The 22,988-nt window shown below is 52.9% G+C and carries 24 protein-coding genes and 1 pseudogene; 20 read left to right on the forward strand and 5 right to left on the reverse strand.

Annotated elements, in window-relative coordinates; translation table 11 throughout:
- The first annotated feature begins 174 nt into the window (after nucleotides 1-174).
- The 7 genes from feoB to EDD73_RS02985 all read left to right on the forward strand — a co-directional run bounded on the left by feoB (nucleotide 175) and on the right by EDD73_RS02985 (nucleotide 5,584).
- On the forward strand, nucleotides 175-2,178 hold the full coding sequence (gene feoB / locus EDD73_RS02955; protein ID WP_131918206.1) for a ferrous iron transport protein B: 2,004 nt from the start codon (nucleotides 175-177) through the stop codon (nucleotides 2,176-2,178).
- A 64-nt stretch (nucleotides 2,179-2,242) separates the two neighbouring features.
- Nucleotides 2,243-2,446 carry an FmdB family zinc ribbon protein gene (locus tag EDD73_RS02960; RefSeq protein WP_131918207.1) on the forward strand — a complete coding sequence of 68 codons (204 nt, stop codon included), beginning with the start codon at nucleotides 2,243-2,245 and terminating at the stop codon, nucleotides 2,444-2,446.
- 73 nt (nucleotides 2,447-2,519) lie between these two features.
- The gene (locus tag EDD73_RS02965) at nucleotides 2,520-2,720 is read left to right on the forward strand and encodes a hypothetical protein (RefSeq protein WP_131918208.1); all 201 of its coding nucleotides are present in this window, start codon (nucleotides 2,520-2,522) and stop codon (nucleotides 2,718-2,720) included.
- Nucleotides 2,721-2,736: 16 nt separating this feature from the next.
- On the forward strand, nucleotides 2,737-3,045 hold the full coding sequence (locus EDD73_RS02970; RefSeq protein ID WP_131918209.1) for a hypothetical protein: 309 nt from the start codon (nucleotides 2,737-2,739) through the stop codon (nucleotides 3,043-3,045).
- A gap of 29 nt (nucleotides 3,046-3,074) precedes the next feature.
- Nucleotides 3,075-4,775, forward strand: a complete 1,701-nt coding sequence (locus EDD73_RS02975) for an NAD+ synthase (protein ID WP_131918210.1) — start codon at nucleotides 3,075-3,077, stop codon at nucleotides 4,773-4,775.
- Nucleotides 4,776-4,914: 139 nt separating this feature from the next.
- Entirely contained in the window at nucleotides 4,915-5,244 is a 330-nt protein-coding gene (locus tag EDD73_RS02980) for a rubredoxin-like domain-containing protein (protein WP_131918211.1), read from the forward strand.
- A gap of 94 nt (nucleotides 5,245-5,338) precedes the next feature.
- Entirely contained in the window at nucleotides 5,339-5,584 is a 246-nt protein-coding gene (locus tag EDD73_RS02985) for a DUF3243 family protein (protein WP_165876283.1), read from the forward strand.
- A gap of 45 nt (nucleotides 5,585-5,629) precedes the next feature.
- Here the strand turns inward: EDD73_RS02985 and EDD73_RS02990 are convergent, their stop codons facing one another.
- A complete protein-coding gene (locus tag EDD73_RS02990; protein WP_131918213.1) occupies nucleotides 5,630-5,818 on the reverse strand; it encodes a DUF896 domain-containing protein in 189 nt (62 codons plus the stop codon).
- An 87-nt stretch (nucleotides 5,819-5,905) separates the two neighbouring features.
- On the opposite strand from EDD73_RS02990, the gene nth reads away from it, so the two are divergent.
- Complete coding sequence (gene nth / locus EDD73_RS02995; RefSeq protein WP_406567180.1) at nucleotides 5,906-6,544, forward strand: endonuclease III; 639 nt, start codon at nucleotides 5,906-5,908, stop codon at nucleotides 6,542-6,544.
- A 4-nt stretch (nucleotides 6,545-6,548) separates the two neighbouring features.
- Complete coding sequence (locus EDD73_RS03000) at nucleotides 6,549-7,499, forward strand: D-2-hydroxyacid dehydrogenase (protein ID WP_165876284.1); 951 nt, start codon at nucleotides 6,549-6,551, stop codon at nucleotides 7,497-7,499.
- A 70-nt stretch (nucleotides 7,500-7,569) separates the two neighbouring features.
- On the opposite strand, the gene EDD73_RS03005 is transcribed toward EDD73_RS03000, so the two are convergent.
- Nucleotides 7,570-8,595 carry a hypothetical protein gene (locus EDD73_RS03005; protein WP_131918216.1) on the reverse strand — a complete coding sequence of 342 codons (1,026 nt, stop codon included), beginning with the start codon at nucleotides 8,593-8,595 and terminating at the stop codon, nucleotides 7,570-7,572.
- A gap of 39 nt (nucleotides 8,596-8,634) precedes the next feature.
- The gene (gluQRS, locus tag EDD73_RS03010; protein ID WP_131918217.1) at nucleotides 8,635-9,612 is read right to left on the reverse strand and encodes a tRNA glutamyl-Q(34) synthetase GluQRS; all 978 of its coding nucleotides are present in this window, start codon (nucleotides 9,610-9,612) and stop codon (nucleotides 8,635-8,637) included.
- Between the two features lie 137 nt (nucleotides 9,613-9,749).
- On the opposite strand from gluQRS, the gene EDD73_RS03015 reads away from it, so the two are divergent.
- Together EDD73_RS03015 and asd are read left to right on the forward strand one after the other, a co-directional pair.
- The gene (locus EDD73_RS03015; RefSeq protein WP_165876285.1) at nucleotides 9,750-11,135 is read left to right on the forward strand and encodes an ATP-binding protein; all 1,386 of its coding nucleotides are present in this window, start codon (nucleotides 9,750-9,752) and stop codon (nucleotides 11,133-11,135) included.
- A 71-nt stretch (nucleotides 11,136-11,206) separates the two neighbouring features.
- Nucleotides 11,207-12,001 (forward strand): archaetidylserine decarboxylase, encoded by a 795-nt coding sequence (gene asd, locus EDD73_RS03020; RefSeq protein WP_131918219.1) that lies wholly within the window; start codon nucleotides 11,207-11,209, stop codon nucleotides 11,999-12,001.
- A gap of 66 nt (nucleotides 12,002-12,067) precedes the next feature.
- Here asd and EDD73_RS03025 read toward each other — a convergent pair.
- Nucleotides 12,068-12,412: pseudogene (locus EDD73_RS03025) on the reverse strand (cell wall hydrolase); the annotation flags it as partial.
- 391 nt (nucleotides 12,413-12,803) lie between these two features.
- On the opposite strand from EDD73_RS03025, the gene EDD73_RS03030 reads away from it, so the two are divergent.
- From EDD73_RS03030 to EDD73_RS03070, 9 genes are all read left to right on the forward strand, one after another.
- Nucleotides 12,804-14,468, forward strand: coding sequence for a polysaccharide deacetylase family protein (locus tag EDD73_RS03030; protein ID WP_165876286.1), 1,665 nt, complete (start codon nucleotides 12,804-12,806; stop codon nucleotides 14,466-14,468).
- A 2-nt stretch (nucleotides 14,469-14,470) separates the two neighbouring features.
- Nucleotides 14,471-15,538, forward strand: coding sequence for a GGDEF domain-containing response regulator (locus EDD73_RS03035; protein ID WP_165876287.1), 1,068 nt, complete (start codon nucleotides 14,471-14,473; stop codon nucleotides 15,536-15,538).
- Nucleotides 15,539-15,756: 218 nt separating this feature from the next.
- The gene (locus tag EDD73_RS03040; protein ID WP_131918223.1) at nucleotides 15,757-15,978 is read left to right on the forward strand and encodes a 4Fe-4S binding protein; all 222 of its coding nucleotides are present in this window, start codon (nucleotides 15,757-15,759) and stop codon (nucleotides 15,976-15,978) included.
- Complete coding sequence (locus EDD73_RS03045; protein ID WP_131918224.1) at nucleotides 15,975-17,120, forward strand: 2-oxoacid:acceptor oxidoreductase subunit alpha; 1,146 nt, start codon at nucleotides 15,975-15,977, stop codon at nucleotides 17,118-17,120. Before EDD73_RS03040 ends, EDD73_RS03045 begins: the two co-directional genes overlap by 4 nt.
- Nucleotides 17,121-17,942, forward strand: coding sequence for a 2-oxoacid:ferredoxin oxidoreductase subunit beta (locus tag EDD73_RS03050; protein WP_131918225.1), 822 nt, complete (start codon nucleotides 17,121-17,123; stop codon nucleotides 17,940-17,942).
- Nucleotides 17,942-18,493, forward strand: a complete 552-nt coding sequence (locus tag EDD73_RS03055) for a 2-oxoacid:acceptor oxidoreductase family protein (RefSeq protein ID WP_131918226.1) — start codon at nucleotides 17,942-17,944, stop codon at nucleotides 18,491-18,493. Before EDD73_RS03050 ends, EDD73_RS03055 begins: the two co-directional genes overlap by 1 nt.
- 139 nt (nucleotides 18,494-18,632) lie before the next feature.
- The gene (locus tag EDD73_RS03060; RefSeq protein ID WP_165876288.1) at nucleotides 18,633-18,770 is read left to right on the forward strand and encodes a zinc ribbon-containing protein; all 138 of its coding nucleotides are present in this window, start codon (nucleotides 18,633-18,635) and stop codon (nucleotides 18,768-18,770) included.
- 184 nt (nucleotides 18,771-18,954) lie between these two features.
- The gene (locus EDD73_RS03065; RefSeq protein ID WP_131918228.1) at nucleotides 18,955-19,701 is read left to right on the forward strand and encodes a methionine synthase; all 747 of its coding nucleotides are present in this window, start codon (nucleotides 18,955-18,957) and stop codon (nucleotides 19,699-19,701) included.
- Entirely contained in the window at nucleotides 19,698-22,148 is a 2,451-nt protein-coding gene (locus tag EDD73_RS03070) for a homocysteine S-methyltransferase family protein (protein WP_131918229.1), read from the forward strand. Before EDD73_RS03065 ends, EDD73_RS03070 begins: the two co-directional genes overlap by 4 nt.
- Nucleotides 22,149-22,221: 73 nt before the next feature.
- Here EDD73_RS03070 and EDD73_RS03075 read toward each other — a convergent pair whose 3' ends face one another.
- Nucleotides 22,222-22,983, reverse strand: a complete 762-nt coding sequence (locus tag EDD73_RS03075; protein WP_131918230.1) for a GltB/FmdC/FwdC-like GXGXG domain-containing protein — start codon at nucleotides 22,981-22,983, stop codon at nucleotides 22,222-22,224.
- Between the last annotated feature and the right edge of the window lie 5 nt (nucleotides 22,984-22,988).

The following is a 22,988-nucleotide window of genomic DNA, read 5'->3' on the forward strand; positions in this document are numbered from 1 at the left end:
ACAGGCTTATCTTATCACAAATTGTCGCAACTGATCTGATTTTTTAGGAATGGTTATTACAAAGCAAGCAATGCTCGTTGATCAAAGAGGCAAGAAGAGGCAAAGGGGATTTTCATTGACAATGAGAACCATAATCAATTAAAATAAAGCAAGGAGAAGACGGGAGGGATTGAAATGGCTGCACCAACTTGTCATGGAGCGCCAGTGAAACTGACGCTTGGCCATGATGAAAAGAAACTTGTACTTGCTGGCAATCCCAACGTTGGTAAGTCTGTATTTTTTAATCATTTTTCCGGGATGTATGTAGATGTCTCCAATTATCCGGGCACAACTCTCGATATTGCCCACGGTCATTACGGCGAGTGGGTGATTGTCGATACACCGGGAATCTATGGTCTTTCTTCGTTTAACGATGAAGAACGGATTGCCCGTGATGTGATCATTCAAGCCGATCAAGTGCTCAATGTGGTCAGCGCGTTGCATCTGGAACGAGATCTGTTTTTAACGCAACAGATCATCGATACGGGCGTACCGGTGATCGTGGCGCTGAATATGGTCGACGAAGCGCGCCGTCAAGGGATTGCCATTGATATTGATGGGTTGGCCCGGGAACTGGGCGTGCCCGTCGTTTCGACGATCGCTGTTCGCAAAGAGGGGTTTGCCGAATTGGAAGCAGCCTTGACGCAAGCGTGCCCAGGTCGGACCACACCGGGTATCGAGCCGAAGATCGAACCGTTGCTTAAGGTTACCCCATATCGCGGCGAAGCGCTGCTTGCTTTGGAAGGTGATCCGGGAATTCGCGCAGCCTACCTGATGGAAACACCGGCAGAGCGTGAACAAATCTACCTGTACCGCCGCCAACGGGTCAATCAAATCGTCGAAACGGTGACTACGGAAACGACTGAAGGGGCGGCATGGACAACGAAGCTCGGATACTGGATGGTACGGCCCGTCACCGGCATTCCGATGTTGCTGGCGGTAATGTATTTTATGTATAAGTTAATCGGTGTTTGGGTGGCCGGCGACTTGGTGGAATTGACCGAAGGCGTCATCATGGAAGGTTATTATGTGCCTTGGGTGCACAGTTTGCTCAGTGCTTGGATTGATCCGGCGTCGATCATCGGTGTCGTGCTTTTTGGTCAGTTTGGCCTGTTGACGATGACCTTCACCTATGTCCTAGGCTTACTGTTGCCGATGGTAGTGGCTTTTTATCTCTTCTTAGGCGTCTTGGAGGACTCGGGGTATTTGCCGCGCATCGCCGCGCTGACCGACCGGATGCTTAATTACATCGGTCTTAGCGGTTCCGCCGTGATTCCTTTTATTCTCGGGTTTGGCTGCGTCACCTTGGCTACGATTACGACGCGCGTCCTCGCTTCCGAACGGGAGAAACGCATTGCCGTCTTTTTATTGGGTTTGGTCATTCCCTGTTCCGCCCAGTTAGGTGTGATCACCGGCATCTTGGCGACGATCGACCTGGCTTATGCACTGATGTTTGTGTTGATCATCGCATCGATCCTCGTCAGTGTGGGGATGATCATGGATCGCTTGATTCCGGGGCGCCCTGCCGATCTTTTTTTGGAGTTGCCGCCGGTTCGTGTGCCGATTGTCCGCAATGTCTTGACCAAGACGTGGATGAAGTCCTATGCCTTTACAGTCGAAGCCATTCCGATCTTTGGCTTTGGGGCTTTGTTGATCAGCTTGCTTCAGGTCGGCGGTGCCTTAACGGCGCTGCAAGACCTGCTGGAACCGTTGACCGTTGGTTGGCTCCATTTACCGAAAGAAACATCGACCGTGTTTGTGATGGGGCTGATCCGCCGTGATTTTGGCGCTGCCGGCTTGGCCAACATCAGCTTGGGGTCGGCGGAGGCCGTTGTGGCCTTAGTGACGCTGGCTTTGTTTGTGCCTTGCTTTGCTTCGGTGCTGGTCATGTTCAAAGAACGTTCGAAAAAAGAAGCCCTGGTGATGTGGTTTTCCACTTGGGTGATCGCCTTTGTGACCGGCGGCATTGTAGCGCAGTTTTATGGCTGGTTTGGTTCCGTCATCAGCACCACACTCGCTTGTTTGGCCTTACAGGTGGCGATGGTGGCGATCACCTATGGGCTTACAGTTAAGAAACGAAAAACGCCACTTGCTGCTCCGTGCAAGTCTGACTTGGCCTCCTATGAGCAGGCTCGCTGATAAAAGCGGGTAAGCGAGAAGGCTCGCTGATGAAAGTGAGTAGGCGAGAAAAGGAGATGGACCGATGAGTTGGTGGAGTGCCCGCAAGGTTACCAAAGAAAAGCAACAAGAGTGTCATAGTGAGTTCCGTTGCTCCGCCTGCGGCCTTGACTTGCAGGAGTGGCAGCGTACCGAGAACCCTTTAACTCGCTGCCCCCGTTGCCACCATGCTTTACGTCCGGCCACCGGCTGCGGTAATTGTCATGGTTGCAGCCACTGCGCTAATTAATGTTGCGGCGGCAGGATTTTTCACCAAGCGACGCGAATCATTACTTCCGGAGAAGGGAGAAGGGAAAAAGAAAATGAAACGCAGATATGCTAGAAGCTTATCGACAGGCCTTGCTTCACTGGCAACGTTCATGGGCAGTATAACGATGGCTTGGGCGGAACCAACCGCAGCAGTTGCTACAAGAGAAACAGCCAATCCTTATCCTACGATGGTAGGGGTCATGGCTGTTTGTGGTGTCATCGCGTGGTGGTGGGTTTTCAAGCGCAAACAGTGAGGAAGGTTGAAACAACGTGGATTTTAGTTTTATTATGACTGCGATGGGCTACGTAGCCGTAGGACTCGTTGTTTATCTTGGTGGCGGATTTGCTTATTGGTTTTGGATGCGCATGGATCCTACCGTCGATCGCCAGTGGGATGGCATGACTTCGATCTACAAGACGACCATGGTCGCCGGATGGCCAATCATTGCCATCAGCACCTTTTTCTTTTGGTTAAAAAACCGTAAAAAGAAACAAGCTGCCCTTGCGGCCAAATCGCGCAGCCGTGCCCATGCCCGTACAGCGGTGAACAGTTCCAAGAAGCGTGCTGCACGGCGCTAGGCCCGAATAAACCAAGGAGTGGTCCTGACTTGCGCATCACTATTGCTCAACTCAATCCGATTGTCGGCGATCTGACGGGTAACCTGACCCGAGCCATCGCTGTTTATCGTGAAGCGGCAACGACCGGTTCGCATCTTGTCGTTTTACCGGAACTTTACCTGGTAGGTTATCCGCCTAAGGATTTATTGGAACGAACTTGGATGATCGATCAAGTGGAAGAAGCGCTGCAAGCACTGGCTCGAGAGACCAGTGCTTTTCCCGATACGGCGCTGCTCATCGGCGCTCCGGTGCGCACCGGCAGTGCTCATGGCAAAAGCCTCTATAATGGGGCTGTATTACTGCAGCGGGGTGCTGTTGCCGGCGTTCAAGCCAAGACCTTGTTGCCGACGTACGATGTTTTTGATGAAGCGCGCTATTTCGAACCGGCACCGTCGATCGGGCTTTTTGCATGTGGCGGTGAGCGCCTGGGCATTGCCGTCTGTGAAGATGCCTGGAATGAACCGGATTTCTGGCCGGCAGGGCGCATGTATTCCTTTGATCCTGTGGCTGAATTGGCCCGCCAGGGAGCTACCCTGCTGATCAACCTTTCCGCATCACCCTTTTGCCAGGGAAAAGCGCAATTGCGGCGCAAGTTGATGCAAAATCATGCACGCAAGCATGGGCTTCCGTTGGTCTATGTCAATCAAATCGGTGGCAATGATGAATTGATTTTTGACGGCGGCAGTATGGTAATTAACGGGGGCGGTGCCCTGGTCCATCAAAGTGCTTTTTTTCAGGAAGAAGTGGTGACCATCGACCTGAACGCAGCCGTTCCGTTACCGGAAACAGACCATGATGACGGTGATGACGATATGGCCAGCGTTCACGACGCACTGGTTCTTGGTATCCGTGACTATATGCGTAAAAGCGGTTTTTCCCGGGCTGTTGTCGGTCTTTCCGGCGGTCTTGACTCGGCCGTGGTGCTGGCGCTGGCCGTAGCGGCGCTGGGCAGTGAACAAGTCCTGGGCATTTCCATGCCGTCTATCTATTCTTCTACCGGCAGTGTGGAAGACTCGCGGGAACTGGCGCAGAACCTCAACGTGCCCTTTCAAGTATTGCCGATCAAAGCGATCCAGCAGCAGTATCTCGATGCCTTGGCGACCTCTTTTGCCGGATTGACGCCGGACGCTACCGAGGAAAACTTGCAGGCGCGGATTCGCGGTAATTTGTTGATGGCCTTTTCCAATAAGTTTGGTCATCTGTTGCTTTCCACCGGCAATAAAAGTGAAATGGCCGTGGGCTACTGCACACTCTATGGCGATATGAGCGGCGGCCTGAGCGTACTGGCCGATGTGTTGAAAACCGATGTGTACCGTCTCGCTGCCTACATTAACCGTGAGCAACCGCTGATACCGATGGCCATTATCGCAAAAGCGCCGTCGGCAGAATTGCGGCCCGATCAAAAAGACCAGGACACGTTGCCGCCTTATCCGGTGCTCGATGCCATCTTGCAGCACTATGTGGAAGAAGGACTTTCTCGTGATGCGATCATCAGCAAGGGCTTTGCCGAAGAGACCGTCGCCTGGGTCATTCGGACGGTCGATCGTAACGAATACAAACGCAAGCAAGCAGCACCGGGCTTGAAGGTAACGGCAAAAGCTTTCGGCATCGGCCGGCGCATGCCGCTGGCTGCCCGTCACAGTCACGATTTTACCGTCATGTATGAATCGACCTCCCCGGTGGAACGCTGAGCAAGAAGCAAGCCTGCCGGTAGGCCACCATCGATTGACCAATTGAGGAAAAGCAAGGCAGGAAGATTGTTAATCTTGTCGAATAGGATCCAATGATGTGCCCGTAGGCACAATCAAGGAAAATCGGGAGGGAATTTGGATGTTCAAATGTTCCGTTTGTGGGTACATCCATGATGGTGACGAAGCTCCGGCTCGGTGTCCCAAGTGCGGTGCGGTGCAAGATCGCTTTGAGAAACTTTCGGAAGAAGCAGCTGCGCTGATCGACAAATCCCGCATCACCAATTCGATTCACATGCAATTGATTAATGACCTGGAAAATATCGCCTTGCTGGCCGAAGAAGGCCTGGAAGAAGATCTTGACCCGAACTGCAATAAAATTTTTGAACGCCTCTTGCTTTGCGCCACCGAAAGCATTCAATCGATCAAAGCAGAAATGCAAGGGCACATGAATAAGGGTAAGTGGGGTTAAGCCGTTCCCGCCTTGATATCGGTCATGCATGATTTTCTTTGCCTGTGCAAAAACTACGAAAGGGTAGAAGTACATGCAAAGGAGAGATAAAACGATGGTCGACATGCAAGGATTCAAAGAGCGCTTGGCATCGCGAATTTCGGAAGGCAAACAACATGGGGTCACTGATGACCTCATGGCCGAAGGGATTGTCAACCTCACTGACATCGCTGTCTCCTTCTTTTCGGCTGACAAACCGGAAGAGCGCCTGATGAAGGACCTCTGGGAAATCAGCACGGAAGAAGAAAAAAAGATGATGTCCGGCTTGTTGCTGCGTTACGGCAAACAAGCATTGCACTAACCAAAAAAAGACCATCTGCTCAGCAGATGGTCTTTTTTGAACCTGTTAATGTTGAGGCGGCAGTTCGTCCACAAATTCCACACGGCTCAGCGTATCTTTGACCCGCGCTTTGATGGCTTCCACATACTGGCGGCGCAGTTGATCTTGCTCGGTTTTTTCTTCCGGAGTCAGCCCTTGCTCACGGCTCTGACGGGATAGTTGATTGATCCGCTCAATTAATTCTTTGGTGATCATTATGCAGACGCTCCTTTTCTCGATGTGGGTGGTTATGGTACTATGGGAAGGCAGTGACCGTGCCTGCACGGCACAGTTCCAAGGGAGTTGGCATCTATGACGGTCTCTTTCATTTTATCATCGTTGGCCCGCTTATATCCAGATGCCCAGTGTGCTTTGCTTTTTCGTAATCCTTTCGAGCTTTTGATTGCTACAATCCTGGCGGCGCAAGCGACGGACAAATCGGTCAATAAGATTACGCCGGAGCTTTTTCGCAAGTATCCCACACCGGCTGACTTTTTGCCGCTTAGCCCGGAGGAGCTTGAAGCATCGATTCGCACGATCGGGTTGTACAAAAACAAAGCACGCCACATTTTAGCGACTTGTACATTGCTGGTCAGTCGTTTTGGCGGGGAAGTACCTGCCGATCGGGCTTCCCTCGAATCGCTGCCGGGCGTTGGGCGTAAAACAGCCAATGTTGTACTTAGCAATGCTTTTGGTGTACCGGCGATTGCCGTCGATACCCATGTTTTTCGGGTCGCCAACCGTCTTGGCTTAGCCCAAGCAGCGACAGTGTTGGAGACGGAACGGCAGTTGATGGGTAATATCCCTGAGGAGCAATGGACGATCGCTCATCACTGGCTGATCACCCATGGCCGTCAAGTTTGCCATGCCCGTAAGCCGGCTTGCAGCAGTTGTGACTTACATCCGGTTTGTGCCGATTACCACAAAAAGACGGAGGAATAGCGCGATGAAGATTCTCATGACTACGGCGATCAGCGATTTGTACCGGGAGCGTTTGGAGCGCGCCTACCCCGGTGTACAATGGCGGATCTGTCGTTCGACAAGTGAAGCGATGGAATTTCTTCCCCGTACCGACGTTCTCGTCACGTATGGGCAAGGATTTACGGTAGATCATTTTCGTGCCGCTGAAAAACTGCGCTGGATTCATTCGTTGACCAGCGGGTTGGAAACTTTCCCCTTTGATTTGTTCCGTGAGCGCGAAATCGCCTTGACCAATGTACGGGGCATTCATGGCGTACCGGTGGCGGAGCATGTTTTTGGCATGATGATCAGCTTTATGCGCCAGTTTCCTTTTTTTACGCGCATGCAAGAGCACGGGCGCTGGGAGCAGCACGTCAAGTTTGATGAGCTTTTCGAAAAAACAATTTGTGTGGTGGGACTGGGCGCCATCGGTAAAGAAGTGGTCAAGCGTGCCCAAGCCTTTGGCATGCGTATTGTCGGTGTCAATACGGACGGACGTGATGTGAACGGTGTGCATAAAGTCTATCCGGCGGATCAACTGAAGCGCGCCCTCAGCGAAGCTGATTTTATCGTGGTGTGCGTACCGTTAACGGCGAACACAGAAAACATGATCGGCCCTGCCGAACTTGATGTCATGAAAAAATCAGCCATCCTGGTCAATGTGGCCCGTGGACTGGTGGTCGATGAACGAGCGTTGATCTGGGCACTTGAAGAAGGTCGGATTGGCGGCGCGGCCCTCGACGTGTTTGTGGAGGAACCCTTGTCCAGTGAGAGCCCCTTATGGCGGATGCATAATGTGGTGATTACCCCTCATATCGCCGGGCGGACACCACGCTACATGGAGCGAGCCATGGAGATGTTCGAAGCCAATCTGGCTGCTTTTCTCGACGGCAAACCCTTTCCGTTCCACCAAGTAGACTTGGAAAAAGGATATTAAGCATCAAGCACATAGCAAAGCCCGCCACGATAAACATCGTCATGGCGGGCTTGCTTTTTTCTAGCGGACGTTACGCCGGACGGGCCTTGATCATTTCTACCGCATAAGCAGTGACCGGATCGAGCGTTCCCTGCGCCAGAAGATCGGCTACGGCCGTACCGCTGAGCGAGACAACGTGACCGCCCTTGGCACCGATTTGAGCGACGGCTTGGTCCGATAAAGGTTGATTCAATCGTACAGTAGCTGTGATGCCTGTGGTATAAGCGGCTGTGTTTAAGAAAAGATCATAAAAACGAATCGCTGAGGGCGTCCAGCCATCGGTCAGCGACGCGGCTTGGGCAAACCAGCGTGTCAAATCAAAATGCTTTTGATCGCTGCCCAGCAAATCAATCGCCAGCGGCACATCGGTGCCGGCGATGACGAATTGATCGCCTTGTGCTGAAGGAGCGATCAAGAGAGCCGTCAAGGTTAACCGGTTCAGAAAACAATTATAGCGATTGACTTCATCGATGGTGGCCTGCATCATTTCGTGTCCCTTCAACCGCAGTTCGGCGTAGATCGAGCGAAAGACATCGTTGGTGAAGTCATCGGTTTCATAGATCTGTACTTGCAGGGAATTGCCCGTTTGGCTGCCGGCGGCGGGGAAAGGATTGTAGTGCAAGGCACCAAGGCGCAGTTCGTTAGCGGGGGCCTGACCGGATTCGGCGGCGGCAATCCAAGCGTTAGCTACTTTTTGACGATGGGCATTCATCAGTTCCACCAGATCAATGATTCCCGAGCGCATCGGGATGTCCGAATAGTAACCAAAACCGTCAAAGGAAGTATCCGGGTTGAAGGTCAGCGTAGGGGCAAAGCGCTTGATGACCGCCTTCGATGCTTGCGGAAAATCGACAAAAAGTTTCGTATTGGAATGGGCGACTTTAATGTCGGTCAAGGCATAGTAGGGAAGAGGAGCCGTCAGGGAAGTGATCCCTTTTTTCTGCCAGGAACCTTTGACTTGCTCTAAGGCAGTGGCTGCAGGTGCCGGCGCCGCGGCAGGAACATTTTGCTTTGGCGTATCACTGCCGCCACCAAATAACTTTTGAAAAAAGCCCACAAAAAAACCTCCTTCATTATGTTGCCAACTATCGATTGGTCATGCCAGGAAAGACCAAAGTGCGACGGGGTCGACCCGATGCTTGGCGATGTCAGACAAGGCAAAGGTCGCGACTAAATCTCGGGCATTTATCGGTGCTACATCAGGCAGCAGGCCGGCGCTGGCTGCCAGCCAACCGGTGATTTCCGCAGCCCTCCATCCACGATCACGCAAAGCGGCAATGGCTGTTGCGCCGTGACGCTTGGCCAGACGAGCGCCATCAGGTCCATAAAGCAACGGCACATGAGCATAGCGCGGGATCGGCAGGCCCAAGGCTTGTCCCAACTGAATCTGGCGGGCTGTGGAAGACAATAAATCATCACCGCGCAGCACATCGGTGATGCCCATGGCTGCGTCATCGACAACAACGGCCAACTGATAGGCGATGACATGGTCAGCCCGGTAGACGATGAAATCGCCGACGGTACGGGCTACATCCTGGATGATCGTACCGGCAAGCGCATCCTGCCAGGCGACGATACCGGCCGGCACGTGAAAGCGCAGGGACCAGCGATGATCGCTTTGGCAGAGTGCTTCTTGTTCGCTCCGCCGTCGATGGCGGCAATGGCCGGGATAAGGCGGCGGATCATCGGCGGCACCATGAGGAGCGTGGGCAACAGAGGCCAAGTCTTTGCGGCTACAGGTACAAGGATAGATGAGCTCTTGCTGCCAGAGTTTTTCGAGGGCCTCCGTATAGAATGCCCGGCGTTCACTTTGACAGTAAGGCCCGTGCGGGCCGCCCACATCAGGCCCTTCATCCCAATCCAGGCCAAGCCAGCGCAAATCTTCAATGATCGCTTTGGCCACGGTGGGGGAGGAACGAGCCGGATCCAAGTCTTCCATGCGCAAAATAAACCGGCCACCGGCTTGACGAACTTGCAGCCAAGCAAGCAGCGCGGTACGGGCATTCCCAAGATGTAACTGACCTGTTGGGCTCGGTGCATAGCGGCCGACGATCGGCGGTGAAAGTTCCGCCATGGCTATCCCTCCAGAACCGGTGATTGAAGCACAATCATGATCTTAACTGGTTTCATCGTAACAGGCAAGATCTTACCAAGTGAAAAGGATTTTTTCGGAACATGTCGAAGAGGAAGCGCAGGGGGAGGCGTTAGATGATGCATGAATCAAGGCAAGTAGTGGAACCGTCGATTCAAGAGATCCATTTTGCTTTTTACCGTTTTGGTTTCTATAAAAAGCTTCTTGACGATCCGGCCATGGTGCTGGCACGGCGTCTAATCGGTGCTTTTGCCGAAAGCAGCCGTGCCATGGAGGAATTGATTGCCGATTATATGGAGTTGCTGGCGATAGTAGTCACCTATGGAGAGCAACGCCGTGAGCCCGTTGTCGGCGATGCCTGGCAAAATTATATTCTTGATCAATTGCTGAGTGACGAAAATGGCTTTACCGAAAAAGCCCAATACGGGCAGCAAGCGATGGGTTCTTCTATGCAAGCGGCAGCGGCCCAAGAATTGCGGGCCTGGCAACAGCTTGTGCACTGCTCTGCCGGTTTTTGGCGTCGCCAAGCGGAAGCGATCTACGGCGGACCCCTGCCGGAATGGTCAACTGTGCAGCCGATCCTTGCCGCCGATCGCCAAGGTGCTCATGGCGATGGAACTGCGCAAGATCCGGCGAGCGCCCGGCAAGCCATAAAACAGCAATTATTGGGCAGTATGGATTGGGCCCTCGAACTGCCGGCAGTGATTGCCTATCACCAGCAATACGGTATCGGCCCTTTTGCTCGGTTCTTGGCCTTTCGCTGGGAGGGGAAACTGGTTGGCATTGATTATCCCGATCCAACTCGGTTGGAGCAACTGGTCAGTTATGAGCGACAGCGGCAAGATGTGGTGGAGAATACCGCACGCATGATCCGCGGCTATCGCACGAACAATCTTTTACTTTACGGCGATCGCGGTACCGGTAAATCGTCAACGGTCAAGAGTTTGATTCACCGTTTTGGCACGCAGGGGTTACGGTTGATCGAAGTGCCCAAAAGCCGATTAGGTGATTTTCCGCAGTTGATTGCCATGCTCAAAGACCGCCCGCAAAAATTTATCATCTTTGTGGACGATCTTTCCTTTGAGGAAGGCGAAGACAGCTACAAGGATCTCAAGGCAGTGCTTGACGGTGGTGTGGCTGCCCGGCCGGCGAATGTGGCGATTTATGCGACCTCGAACCGGCGGCATTTGATCAAAGAGACCTTTGCCGATCGTCAACAGATCGTGCAAGACGGAGAAATTCATCCCGGCGACACCTACCAGGAAAAAATGTCCCTCGCTGACCGTTTTGGCATTACGATTACGTTTTTGATGCCCAACCAAGAGACCTATCTGAAGATCGTCGAAATCTTAGCCCGTCAAAGCGGGATTGCCATCGCTCGGGAACAACTCCATCAGTTGGCCTTGCAGTGGGCGATTCGTCACAATGGACGATCGGGACGAACAGCGCGGCAGTTTATCGACCAGTTGATTGCGGAAACCGGTACCGTACGGAGTGAAGGATAAGATCAATTTGACATCATCCCGACCGGAAGGTATTCTTACACGGGACAAAACAAAATTCAGGAGGGAACCCATTGGGTCGCTTATGGGCGTCTGCCTTAACTTTTTTGCCGCAAAAGTGGATCACCGTGCAAGCGGGCCGGTGGGCAGCTTCATCGTTGAGTCAATCGGCCATCCCTTGGTTTATTCGTACCTATGACATTGATGTGGCGCAGGCAGAAAAACCATGGCAGGAATATAAAACCCTCGGCGAGTTTTTTGCGCGCCGTTTGCGTCCCGGTATGCGACCGGTTGCGCAAGAGGCATCGGCGATTGTCAGTCCTGTTGACGGGCTCATCTCGCAGATGGGTACCATTGAGCAAGGACGCATGATTCAAGCCAAAGGTATGGATTATACAGCAGCGGATTTGCTGGCCGATACCGAGCAAGCTGTGCGCTATCATCAAGGGCAATTTATGACGATCTACTTAAGTCCCCGTGATTATCATCGCATTCATACGCCTGTAACCGGGGCGGTGACGGGGACCACTTTTTGTCCAGGACGGCTTTATCCTGTCAATGATCGCGGAGTTACCAGTGTGCCGGGCCTGTTAGCTCGGAATGAGCGCGTGATTACCTATCTGGATTCACCCTTTGGGCAGGTAGCCGTTGTCAAAGTGGGGGCCATGATTGTCGGCAGTGTCCAACTGGCCTATGAACCCGGTGAAGCGCCTGGTACTCGGCTGGAGAAAGGCGATGAATTGGGGCATTTTCAGTTTGGCTCAACGGTGATCTTGTTGTTTGAACCGGGACGCATCACCTGGCGCCCGGGGATCGCCTGCGGGCAACGGGTCATCACCGGTCAAGCGATTGCTGATGGACGAACCTGATCGACGAAGACGAACCTGATAGAAGCAAAAAAAAGCATCTCCCGCCGGGAGGTGCTTTTTTGCTGGTTATTTGGTAAAGATATGTCGCCCAATCTGTTTGATCTGGGGACGACTCCAGATCCAGCGGCTTGTAGCCGTTGCCGGATTAAAATAATAAAGGGCGCCACCGCTTGGGTCCCAGCCAGCCAAAGCGTCGCGGGCTGCTTTCAGTGAAGTCTGGTCAATGTTCAACCAGATCTGCCCATCATCGACAGCAGTAAAGGCACCTGGTTGAAAGATAACGCCGGCCACCGTGTTGGGAAAAGAGCGGTGACGTACACGGTTGAGCACGACACCACCGACAGCCACTTGTCCCACATAAGATTCACCACGAGCTTCACCGGTAATGCAACGGGCCAGCATCCAGACATCATAACTGCGTGGGTAGCCGACACCAAGCGCTTGCCCATGGGCCACATCGGCTTCAAAGATCTTAAGAAACTCTTCGTAAGACAGGGAGCGTTGCGGAGCTCCTGCCGGCCAAGGAAAAAGAAGCAGCGCGAGCAAAAGCGAAATCATTTTGATACGACTTTTGGTTACGATGGTCATTCCCTCACTTTCTGCGCTCAGATGCGGTGCGTTGATAACGGTTCAGATGCGCGATAACGAAGCAAGTTGATTGTAGTATGAGCAGAATAACTGTGATCATGCTAGGAATGGGCAGGAATTTACCGATGCCTATGGAATTTGACTTAGGGGTAAGGTAGCTTTATCATCCCTTTGTTAGTGATTGAAAGAAAGGAAAAACAGGATGGGAAGCGCGTTGACTCGGTGGATGCTCTGTGGCATGCTTTTGATAAGCTTGCTTGTACCGTCAAGATGGGCAGAGGGAACGGTTGATTCGGCAGCTGATTCCCTCAATGCAGGTACAGTAAAGCAGCGCGTGCTCGTGCTTTATCCGTCAACACGGTGGTTTCGCGGGATTACCGATGATCAAGCGGAAGTGCCGGCCGTGATGGTAGGCAACCTTTTAGGTCACTTTGAGACCGATGTGACCATAGAACCTTCCGCAAACTATCAGCAAGGTGATGCCGAACATTTTGATCGGATCATCTATGTCGGTACTTTTCAAGAAAAAGTACCGGTAGCGTTGCTGGATGATCTTGCATCGGGAAGCAAACCGCTTTTCTGGCTTGGCCGTAATATCGAACAACTAGGCGAACGATGGGGCCAGCCTTGGCAGGTACGTCTTGGCCAAGAGCAGGCGGTAACACTCCACTATCGTGGGCAGAGGTTGTCCTTGGATAAGCCGCTGGCCATTGATGCGCTTACTGCATTTCCGCCGGAAGCAACGCTATGGGCAGAAGCGACGACGCAGGAAAAACCGTTGGCCCTCGGACTGCGCTTGAACCGGTTGTGGTATTTCGGCACAGCCGATTTACAAGATAAAGCGTCACTCTTGATTGCCGATCAACTCTATGATTTTCTTGGTCAAGTTCCTCCGGTTGAGAAAAGCGCTGTGATTCGTATTGAAGATGTTCATCCGCTCCGTTCACCGGCTAATTTGCGGGCGCTTACGGACACGATGGCAGCACGACGAATTCCTTTTTTGGTGACGGTGATTCCGAACTATGTCAATCCTGCTACCAATCAGCGCGTTACCATGACGGAACGGCCGGAGTTCATCGAAGCGCTGCGGTATATGGAAGCCCATGGGGGAAGTTTGCTTGTGCACGGTTATACTCACCAGATCGGTGACGGTGAAACCGGGGTAGGTTTTGAATTCTGGGATACGGCACAGGAAGAACCGGTACGCTCCCAGGCCGAACCGGATTGGGCTTGGGCGCGTCTTAACCGCACTGTTGGCCTGTTGCAGCAACAGGGGCTACATCCACGCGGAGTCACCTTACCGCATTATGCGGTGGATCAAAAAACCTATGGGCAGATACGTCAGAATTTCGATCTCGTTGTTGGTGCTCCGCAGGTGACCGAGCGTACGCGACAAACGCAAAAAATCCCCTACCTGATCCGGCAGGATAAGCACGGTTTTCGGGTGATCCCTGAAAACATTGGTTATATTGATATGAATCTGGCTGATCCAATCCCGCCTATGCTGGCAGCAGCGCAGGAGAACAGTTTGGTACGGGGATGCACCGTCAGTGCTTTTTACCATTCTTTCTTAGATGAACAGCGCTTGGGGGCATTGCTGGATGGCTTGCAAGGGCAAGGCTTTCGCTTTACTGATCAGCCTTGGCACGGTTTTTCGGCCCGCTATTTACCTGAATTGGACAGTCGTGTTCGCGTCGATGCCGATCCCTTGCGTGAAGAAGTGATACCGTGGATAGAAGTGTGGAACCGGGGCTGGTATCACCAACAGGCATTAGGAGAAATGATCTTGTCCGGTTTCGCGGTCTGTGGCGTGCTTATACTATGTGGAACCTTTATTCGTCGCCAGGATTTGATCATCAAACGAGGGAAAGGTTGTTGATCATGAAGGTATTGATTGTCGATGATTTGTTAAATAATCGTATTCTCTTGAAGTCACTGCTTAAGGGAATCGAAGATGTAGAGATTGAATTAGCGGACTCAGCGGCAGAGGCCTTCCGACTCATGGGTATAGTTGACGATCACATCAACACCGAAGAACCGCTGGAATCGATCGATCTGATTCTTATGGACATCATGATGCCGGAGATGAACGGCGTGGAAGCTTGCCAGCTCTTAAAGGAATTGCCGGCGACGCGCCATATTCCCATCATCATGGTCACGGCCAAAGCAGAGATGCAAGACTTGGAATCGGCTTTTAACGCCGGGGCCGTTGATTATATTACCAAACCGTTACGGCGCATGGAATTGATGGCACGAGTACGGGCAGCACTTAATTCCAAGCGGGAAGCCGATAAGTTACGCCGTGTGCAAGCGCAACTGCGTCGACAGATTCATCAACTGGAACAAGATCGGCAGGCATCACCGGCTATCGCCGGCGGTGAAGGGGCTTCGGTATCGTCCGTTGCGTCCGGCAATGCAATGACAACCCAAGATATGAATGAAATCCTGTTGCGACTGCTTCGTTTTGGCTTTTGCACGGGTATCGAGGACACGAGCCGTTTTGCTGAGATGATCCGGGCAGAATGGAAAATTGCTGCGAAAAACAAGGCCTTGATGGCTTCTGTTTTGGTGGAGATCGATAACTTTGATGAGTATGAGCAGCAAGGCGGTGAAGGTGCGCAAGCTCTTGTCGATAGCCTTGGGCGAATCATGCTCGAAGTAATTACCGGAGAGGGAGAAAGTCTTTATCCCGGCGGCCCGGGACGAATGGCCATGATCTTGGCGGTGACGGCCACCGATGATGCGTTGAAAAAAGCGCAAATGATTCAAAAACACTGGCGTGCTGCTTGTGAAGAAGGCACGTTGCCGGAAACATCCTTCACCATCAGCATCGGTGTTGCTACGGTGGAGCCGACGGAAAGAAACTTGCCTGCTGATTTACTGGAGATTTGTGAAAAGGCGCTCCAACGTGCCAAAGAAGAAGGCGGCGACCGCATCAAGCGGAACTAAGCTTACTTTTAGTTCAAAGCGCGTCATGAGGTGTATTATACGCCTACATAAATTGTATAATCTGTGATTGACACATTATCGCTCAGCACCTAAAATTGAATATGGACTTCGTTCAGGATGCGGCAGAGATGTCGCTGGTTTGATTAATCAGAAATTTCTCTTTATTTAACCTCGTCATCACGTTGCGGACTGAACAGAACTTGTAATGAGGTGATCGTATGGCCATTCCTGCGGAACAGTTGAAATCCCCAGTAACGGTGAATCTGGCATGGTGCAAGGGATGCGGGATCTGTTATTCCCTTTGCCCAACGAAGGTTTTGATTGGTAATGAACTAAGTAAAGCCGTCGTTGCACACCCGGAACTCTGTACCTCTTGCCGTGTTTGCGAGGCCCATTGCCCCGATTATGCGATAACAGTTGAAGGGGGACCAAAGCGATGAGTGTCACTTCACTGAAAGCGAAATTGATGCAAGGTAACCAAGCCTGTGCGGAAGGAGCCATCTATGCCGGGGCTTCTTTTTATGCCGGTTACCCGATTACCCCTTCAACCGAGATTGCCGAGATTTTGTCCGAACGCTTACCTCAAGTAGGCGGACGTTTTATCCAAATGGAAGATGAAATTGCCAGTATGGCCGCCGTAATCGGCGCTTCCGTGACCGGGGCCAAAGCCATGACAGCCACGTCGGGACCGGGTTTTTCCTTGAAGCAGGAAAATATCGGCCATGCGATGATCACTGAAGTCCCTTGCGTTATCGCGAACGTGATGCGTCTCGGTCCTTCCACCGGTGGTCCCACATCGCCGGCACAAGGTGATGTGATGCAAGCGCGTTGGGGCACTCATGGTGATCATCCCGTCATCACCCTTTGCCCGAATTCGGTGCAAGAGTGCTTTGAATTGACGGTGAAAGCCTTCAATATGGCCGAACGTTTCCGCACCCCCGTGTTTATCATGTTTGATGAAATTATCGGGCACATGCGTGAGCGTGTGGTGCTGCCGGAACCAGGGCAAATTCCCGTGGTCAACCGGAAAAAGCCGGAAGTAGGTCCGGAAAGCTATAAGGCCTATGAGCCTGTTGATGAAACGCTCGTCCCGCCGATGGCCAGCTTTGGTGACGGCTACCGCTACCATGTGACCGGTTTAACTCATGATGAAACTGGATTTGCTACGACCAAGCCGGAGAAGATGGCCGCCCATCTGCAACGTTTGCATGATAAGATTAACAATTTCTTGCCGGAAGTTGTCGATTATGAAGAGCAATCAATTGAAGATGCTGAAGTAGTTTTACTCGCTTACGGTTCGGTGGCACGGGCTGCGTCGCGGGCCGTGAAAGATGCCCGGGCAGCGGGCCTGAAAGTCGGTTTGATCCGCCCGATTACCTTGTGGCCGTTCCCGGGAGAAGCTGTCAAGAAAGCGGCAGCCAAGGCCAAAGCGGTAATTGTGGCAGAGATGAATTTAGGTCAGATCATCAATGAAGTGCGTGTCGCCGTAGAAGGACAAGCTCCGGTCTACGGGGTATTGCGGGCTGACGGCGAGCCGATCTCGCCCACCGAAATCCTCGCTAAGATCAAGGAGGTGCTCTAAATGAATCCGGAAATTGCTCAATATTATCGTGTGAACAAACTTCCCCACATTTGGTGCCCCGGCTGTTCTAACGGCATTGTCGTTCGTTCCATCGTCGAAGCGATTGACAAAGCCGGACTGGATCAAGATAAAACTGTCATCGTTTCGGGTATCGGCTGCTCATCGCGGGCGCCGGGATATATGAATTTTGATACGCTCCACACCACCCACGGGCGGGCGCTTGCTTTTGCTACCGGTGTGAAGTTAGCCAAGCCGGAGCTCAACGTCTTCGTCATCACCGGTGACGGTGACTGCACTGCTATCGGCGGCAACCACTTTATCCATGCTGCCCGCCGGAACATCGACCTCAACGTGATTCTCTTTAACAACAACATCTACGGGATGACGGGCGGACAATATTCGCCGACCAGCCCGACCGGTACCAAAGCGACGACAGCTGTCTATGGTAACATTGAGCGCAGCTTTGACAGTTGCAAGTTGGCGCAAACTGCCGGAGCCAGCTATGTGGCGCGAGGCAACGCCTTTAATACCCGTCAATTGACCGATATCATCCTGAAAGGGATCGAAAACCCCGGCTTCTCCTTTATTGAAGCCCTTTCCTCCTGTCCTGTGTACTACGGACGCCGCAATAAAAAAGGTGGCCCTGCCGATATGCTCAAGTGGCAGCGTGATGTTTGTGTGACTCAAGCCGCCTACGATCGTTTGCCGGAAGAAAAGCGGGCCGGCAAGATCATCACCGGTGTGCTTCATCATGAGCCGCAACCGGAATATACGGCCGAGTATGCCAAGATCATTGAAAAAGCGCAAGGAGGAAATGGCTGATGCGTGATCATTGGGAAATTCGTTTTGGCGGAACCGGTGGCCAAGGCCTGATCACAGCCGGTGTGATTTTGGCGGAAGCAGCGATCATCGACGGAAAAAATGCCGTACAAAGCCAAAGCTATGGACCGGAATCGCGCGGCGGTTCTTCCAAAGCAGAAGTGATGATTGCCAATGACTCGATCGACTACATGAAAGTTCTCGCTGCCGACGTTCTTTTGGTCATGAGTCCGGAAGCAGCGAAAAAATATTGCCCTGAAGTCAAAGACGATGCGGTGGTGATCATCGATTCTACCTACGTCAAAGATGAGCAACCGGTGAAGGGCAACGTCTACCGCGTGAACATCAGCTTGCTGGCGAAGCAAGAAGTGGGCCGCGAAGTGGTGGCGAACATCGTTGCTCTCGGTGTGCTTGTCGGATTGACCAAGGTGGTATCGTGGGATGCCCTGGTGCAAGCCGTGTTGGCACGTGTACCGAAGGGAACGGAAGAGATGAATAAAAAGGCTCTGCAGGTGGGCTTGGATGCGGTCAAAGGACTGATTGACGCCGCCTAAGGGCCGGGTTGACATAGGACCAGCTTGCAGATCTAACATAGAAAAAATTCTTATTAAGACAGATTCCTGATTGTATTTAGCAACTAATCATGGCAAAATAAGAGCAGGAATAATTTTAAGCAAACAGGAGGTGATTCTTGTGGCCAAAACCGGTGAAAAACCCGCAGCAGGTACCTATAAGTGTACCAAATGTCGCTTTAAGATCACTGTTGACGGAGCAACGGAACTGCCCATTTGCCCGCTCTGCAAATTTGATGAGTACGTAAAAGTGGACTAATCCCTTTTCGCGTTTTCGACGCATTAGCCCTGCCGGGGTCAAGCCCAGCAGGGCTTTTTGCCGTCGTGAGAACGGATTTTTTATAGAACAGTGATCGTCTTGAGGGATTATTGCTATAATAAGCAGGGCACCTATCCGATCCTGTAGAAATAACCAATAAACTTGAAGATAGGGGAGAAATAAGATGCCCATGTGTCGCATTCCGTTAACCACAGTGGATAAGCCAGAAGTTCGCCGTTATGCAGGGATGGCGTCGGCGAATGATTTTCCGGAAGTTCTTTTGGCCGAGGCGATCGAAGAAGGATTACTTATGGCCAACGGAAAAGCGACGTGGCAAATCTTTCCCTATGATCCCGAACAGGGAATGATCGTGGCACCGAATTTGTTGACCCTACAGGGCCAAGATATTCGTAAGCACCTGGCCCAATCGACGGAAGTGGCTGTGCTGGCAGCCACGATTGGCGGGGATATTGGCCAAGCGATTGATCGGTGTTTTGCTGATGGCGAATATACCAAAGCGCTTTTGCTTGATGCGGTAGGCACTGCAGCCGTTGAAACGGTTGCTGACGGTGCCAATCGCCTCATCGAGCAGGAGGCTGCCCGGCGCGGACTGGCGGCCACATGGCGATATAGTCCAGGTTATGGCGACTGGGATGTAACGGTACAACCGGAGTTGATTGTGCTGGCAGCCGGTGCGGCCATCGGACTTACGGTGACGAGCCACGCTATGCTCAAACCGCGCAAATCCGTTACGGCGCTGATCGGGTTATCGCCGCGTAAGGCTGCCGTAACAACTCTCGATAATACGATGCTGGGCACTCCGTTACAGTCGATGCCGACAACGGCAAGTACGAAAAAAGGGTGCACCCGTAATCGATGTGATATTTGTGGAAGAAAAGATTGCCTGGCCAGAAAGGGGTCACCTTCATGATTCAGTTATTTGACGGTGCCATGGGCACCATGCTGCAAGCTGCCGGATTGCCGAACGGCAGTGCACCGGAGCAGTTCAACCTTGAGCATCCGGAAGCGGTAACGGCGATTCACCGCCGGTATGTAGAAAGCGGCTCGGCGATCATCGAAACCAACACCTTTGGCGCCAACCCGATTAAGCTGGCTCACTACGGGCTCGCCGATCAAGTGGAAGCCATCTGCCAGGCCGCTGTGCAAGCAGCGCGGGCTGCCGGTAACGCCGATACGCTGATTGCCGGTTCCGTTGGACCTACAGGGAAGCTGATCGCACCGCTGGGCGATCTCGCTTTTGATGACGCATACGCTGCTTTTCGACGGCAGATTGCCGCGCTGACGGCAGCCGGTGTAGATTATATTTTGATCGAGACGATTATTGATATTCAAGAGATGCGCGCCGCTTTGCTGGCTGCCAAAGACGTGACCGATAAGCCGGTGATCTGTCAGCTTACTTTTGAAGCGGACGGACGGACTGTGACCGGCACCGATCCGGCAACAGCCGCGATTTTGCTTGACGCCATGGGCGCTGATGTTATTGGTGCCAACTGTTCCTTGGGGCCGGCGCAACTCCTGCCGATCGTGAAAGCGATGGCGGCGGTGACGCGTAAACCGCTGAGCATTCAGCCTAATGCCGGCATGCCAGTACTTGTCGACGGCAAGACCGTTTTTCCCATGGGGCCGGAAGAATTGGCTACATGGGCACCGAAATTGGCTGCTGCAGGCGCCTCTTATATCGGCGGATGCTGCGGTACTACGCCGGAACATATTCAAGCGGTTCGGGCGGCTTTGACTGCTGCTGGTCATGATGTCGTTACCAGGCGCTATCCCACTGATTTTCCTGTTCGTGATCTGCCGACCGTAACGGCCTTGACGAGCCGCAGCCAAACGCTTTATCTTGGCCCCGCTTTTCCGCCGGTCTTGATCGGGGAGCGAATCAATCCGACGGGACGTAAAGCCTTGGCCGCCGAGATTCGCGATGGCAACTGGCTGACCGTAAAAAAAGAAGCCCTCGGTCAGGTCCGAGCAGGGGCGCAGATCTTGGATGTCAATATGGGTGTACCGGGCATTGACCAACCAGCGGCCATGGCCAATGCGATCACTGAACTGTCCATGCTCGTTGATGTACCCTTGGCGATTGATACGACCGATGCAGCATCCCTGGAAGCCGGGCTGAAGGCGTACCCGGGACGAGCACTGGTCAATTCGATCAGTGCTGAGCCTGACCGCCTGCGCGAGTTTTTACCGTTAGCCAAGAAATATGGCGCCGCTGTGCTTTGCTTGCCTATCGCGCCGGGCGGTGTTCCTGAGACGGCAGAGGAGCGCGCCGAGATAGCCCAGCGCATCGTTGATGCGGCCTTAGCTATCGGCTTGCGTCGGCAAGATTTGCTGCTCGATCCGCTGGTCTTGACGGTGGCCGCCGATGAGCAGGCGGCCAAGGAAACCTTAGGCACGCTGCGCCTGTTCCGGCAGCGCTTTGGTTTTCCCACGGTGATGGGGCTCAGCAACGTCAGTTTCGGTTTGCCACGGCGCAATCTCCTCAATGCTACCTTTTGTGCCTTGGCCCTTGATGCCGGCCTTGATGCGCCGATTATGAATCCTTATGATGAGGTCTTGCAAGATGCTATTGCGGCAGCGCGTACGTTGCTTGGCCATGATCGGCAAGGCCAAGCCTACAGTGTGCGCTACAGCGGTTGGCAAGCGCCGGCGGCCGGAACAGGTACAGCCGCCGCAGCGGCGGGAACAGCCGGGGTAGCAGTCGCCGGTGATGATGAAGGTGCCGATGTTCTTCAGCGGATCAAACGAACGGTGATCCGTGGTGAGAAAGAGAGCATCATTCCGTTGGTTCAGCAGGCATTAAACGAAGGTAAAGCGCCGCTGACGATTACTGATGAAGGTCTCACGGCGGCAATGAACGAGATCGGCGAAGCGTTTGGTGCTGGACGTTGCTATTTGCCGCAAGTGATGCTGGCGGCTGAAACGATGCGCGTCGCTTTTGGCACATTGAAAGCGCTTTTGCCGGCGCAAGCCATCGAAAGCAAAGGACGAGTGCTACTCGCAACGGTGCGTGGTGATATCCATGACCTGGGTAAAAATATTGTTGCTGCGCTGTTGGAAAACAACGGCTACACAGTAATCGATCTTGGTAAAGATGTGGCGCCGGAGACGATTGTGGCAGCCGCGCAAGAACATCAGGTGGATATTGTCGGGTTATGTGCTTTAATGACGACGACGCTGCCCGAAGTGGATGTGGCCATTGCCGCATTGAAAGCTGCTTCGGTGCCGGTTGTGACCATGGTCGGTGGCGCTGTTGTGACGGAAGACTACGCTCAGCAGGCCGGTGCCGACGGCTATGCCGCTGACGGAGTCGCCGCCGTAGCGCTGGCGGCAAAAATGCTCAAAGAGAAAAAGTAATTTACAATAATAAAAAGCCGGAAGTAACAACGAATAGTTACTTCCGGCTTTTACCTTTATATATCAAGAACGCTTACACACCGACATACAAATTCCCATAAGGTCGCTTATTAAAAGGAATCAGCTTGACAAAAGGCGCATCGAGAATTTCTCCAGCATCACCGCCGAAATGCCCAACATAGCGACCCACATACTTACCGAGCACTTCTCGATCCTGCTCATCCAGTTCCACGACCTTGACTTCCTTGCCCAGTTGATGCTCCTCCACATTACCGCGAATATACATGACGCCGCCGTGCATGCCGGTACCGCAGAAATCACCGACGATGGGATGACCTTCGCGGCCCGAGAGCCCAAGCAGAATCAATATGCCGCCGGCCATGTATTCGCCGAAAAAGGAACCGGCTTTGCCGCCGATAACCAAGACAGGAACCTTCTCTTGATACTCCTTCATGTGGATGCCGACACGAAAGCCAACAGAGCCTTCCACATAGACTTCGCCGTCGCGCATGGCATAGCCCAGTGTATCGCCGGTACTGCCATGGATGACGATTGTTCCGGCATTCATCGTATTGGCGATACCATCCTGACCGTTACCGTAAACCGTCACTGTGAGGCCGTTCATATAAGCGCCTAGATCGTTGCCGGCGGTGCCCTCGACGATCAGCGAAGCGTTACCGGACAATCCGGTGCCGATATAGCGCTGACCGTTGACGCTGTGCACCCTTACCGTTGCAGCGCCGGCAGCCAGGGCAGCGCGAATTTTTTCGTTTAACTCTTTGTAGTACAGTCCCTGTGCGTTGATCGCCACAGCACTTGCGTTGGAAATCGTCATAAAAG

The sequence above is a fragment of the Heliophilum fasciatum genome, from assembly GCF_004341395.1.
GTDB lineage: Bacteria > Bacillota > Desulfitobacteriia > Heliobacteriales > Heliobacteriaceae > Heliophilum > Heliophilum fasciatum.

Excerpts from the sequence above, each read along its gene's own strand:
- feoB (WP_131918206.1), top strand. The coding sequence starts at position 175 with ATGGCTGCACCAACTTGTCATGGAGCGCCAGTGAAACTGACGCTTGGC.
- EDD73_RS03000 (WP_165876284.1), top strand. The coding sequence starts at position 6,549 with ATGAAGATTCTCATGACTACGGCGATCAGCGATTTGTACCGGGAGCGT.
- EDD73_RS02985 (WP_165876283.1), top strand. The coding sequence starts at position 5,339 with ATGGTCGACATGCAAGGATTCAAAGAGCGCTTGGCATCGCGAATTTCG.
- EDD73_RS03055 (WP_131918226.1), top strand. The coding sequence starts at position 17,942 with ATGCGTGATCATTGGGAAATTCGTTTTGGCGGAACCGGTGGCCAAGGC.
- EDD73_RS03050 (WP_131918225.1), top strand. The coding sequence starts at position 17,121 with ATGAATCCGGAAATTGCTCAATATTATCGTGTGAACAAACTTCCCCAC.
- EDD73_RS02980 (WP_131918211.1), top strand. The coding sequence starts at position 4,915 with ATGTTCAAATGTTCCGTTTGTGGGTACATCCATGATGGTGACGAAGCT.
- EDD73_RS03075 (WP_131918230.1), bottom strand. The coding sequence starts at position 22,983 with ATGACGATTTCCAACGCAAGTGCTGTGGCGATCAACGCACAGGGACTG.
- gluQRS (WP_131918217.1), bottom strand. The coding sequence starts at position 9,612 with ATGGCGGAACTTTCACCGCCGATCGTCGGCCGCTATGCACCGAGCCCA.
- EDD73_RS02960 (WP_131918207.1), top strand. The coding sequence starts at position 2,243 with ATGAGTTGGTGGAGTGCCCGCAAGGTTACCAAAGAAAAGCAACAAGAG.
- EDD73_RS03070 (WP_131918229.1), top strand. The coding sequence starts at position 19,698 with ATGATTCAGTTATTTGACGGTGCCATGGGCACCATGCTGCAAGCTGCC.
- EDD73_RS03045 (WP_131918224.1), top strand. The coding sequence starts at position 15,975 with ATGAGTGTCACTTCACTGAAAGCGAAATTGATGCAAGGTAACCAAGCC.
- EDD73_RS02965 (WP_131918208.1), top strand. The coding sequence starts at position 2,520 with ATGAAACGCAGATATGCTAGAAGCTTATCGACAGGCCTTGCTTCACTG.
- EDD73_RS02990 (WP_131918213.1), bottom strand. The coding sequence starts at position 5,818 with ATGATCACCAAAGAATTAATTGAGCGGATCAATCAACTATCCCGTCAG.
- EDD73_RS03065 (WP_131918228.1), top strand. The coding sequence starts at position 18,955 with ATGCCCATGTGTCGCATTCCGTTAACCACAGTGGATAAGCCAGAAGTT.
- EDD73_RS03040 (WP_131918223.1), top strand. The coding sequence starts at position 15,757 with ATGGCCATTCCTGCGGAACAGTTGAAATCCCCAGTAACGGTGAATCTG.
- EDD73_RS03035 (WP_165876287.1), top strand. The coding sequence starts at position 14,471 with ATGAAGGTATTGATTGTCGATGATTTGTTAAATAATCGTATTCTCTTG.
- EDD73_RS03015 (WP_165876285.1), top strand. The coding sequence starts at position 9,750 with ATGCATGAATCAAGGCAAGTAGTGGAACCGTCGATTCAAGAGATCCAT.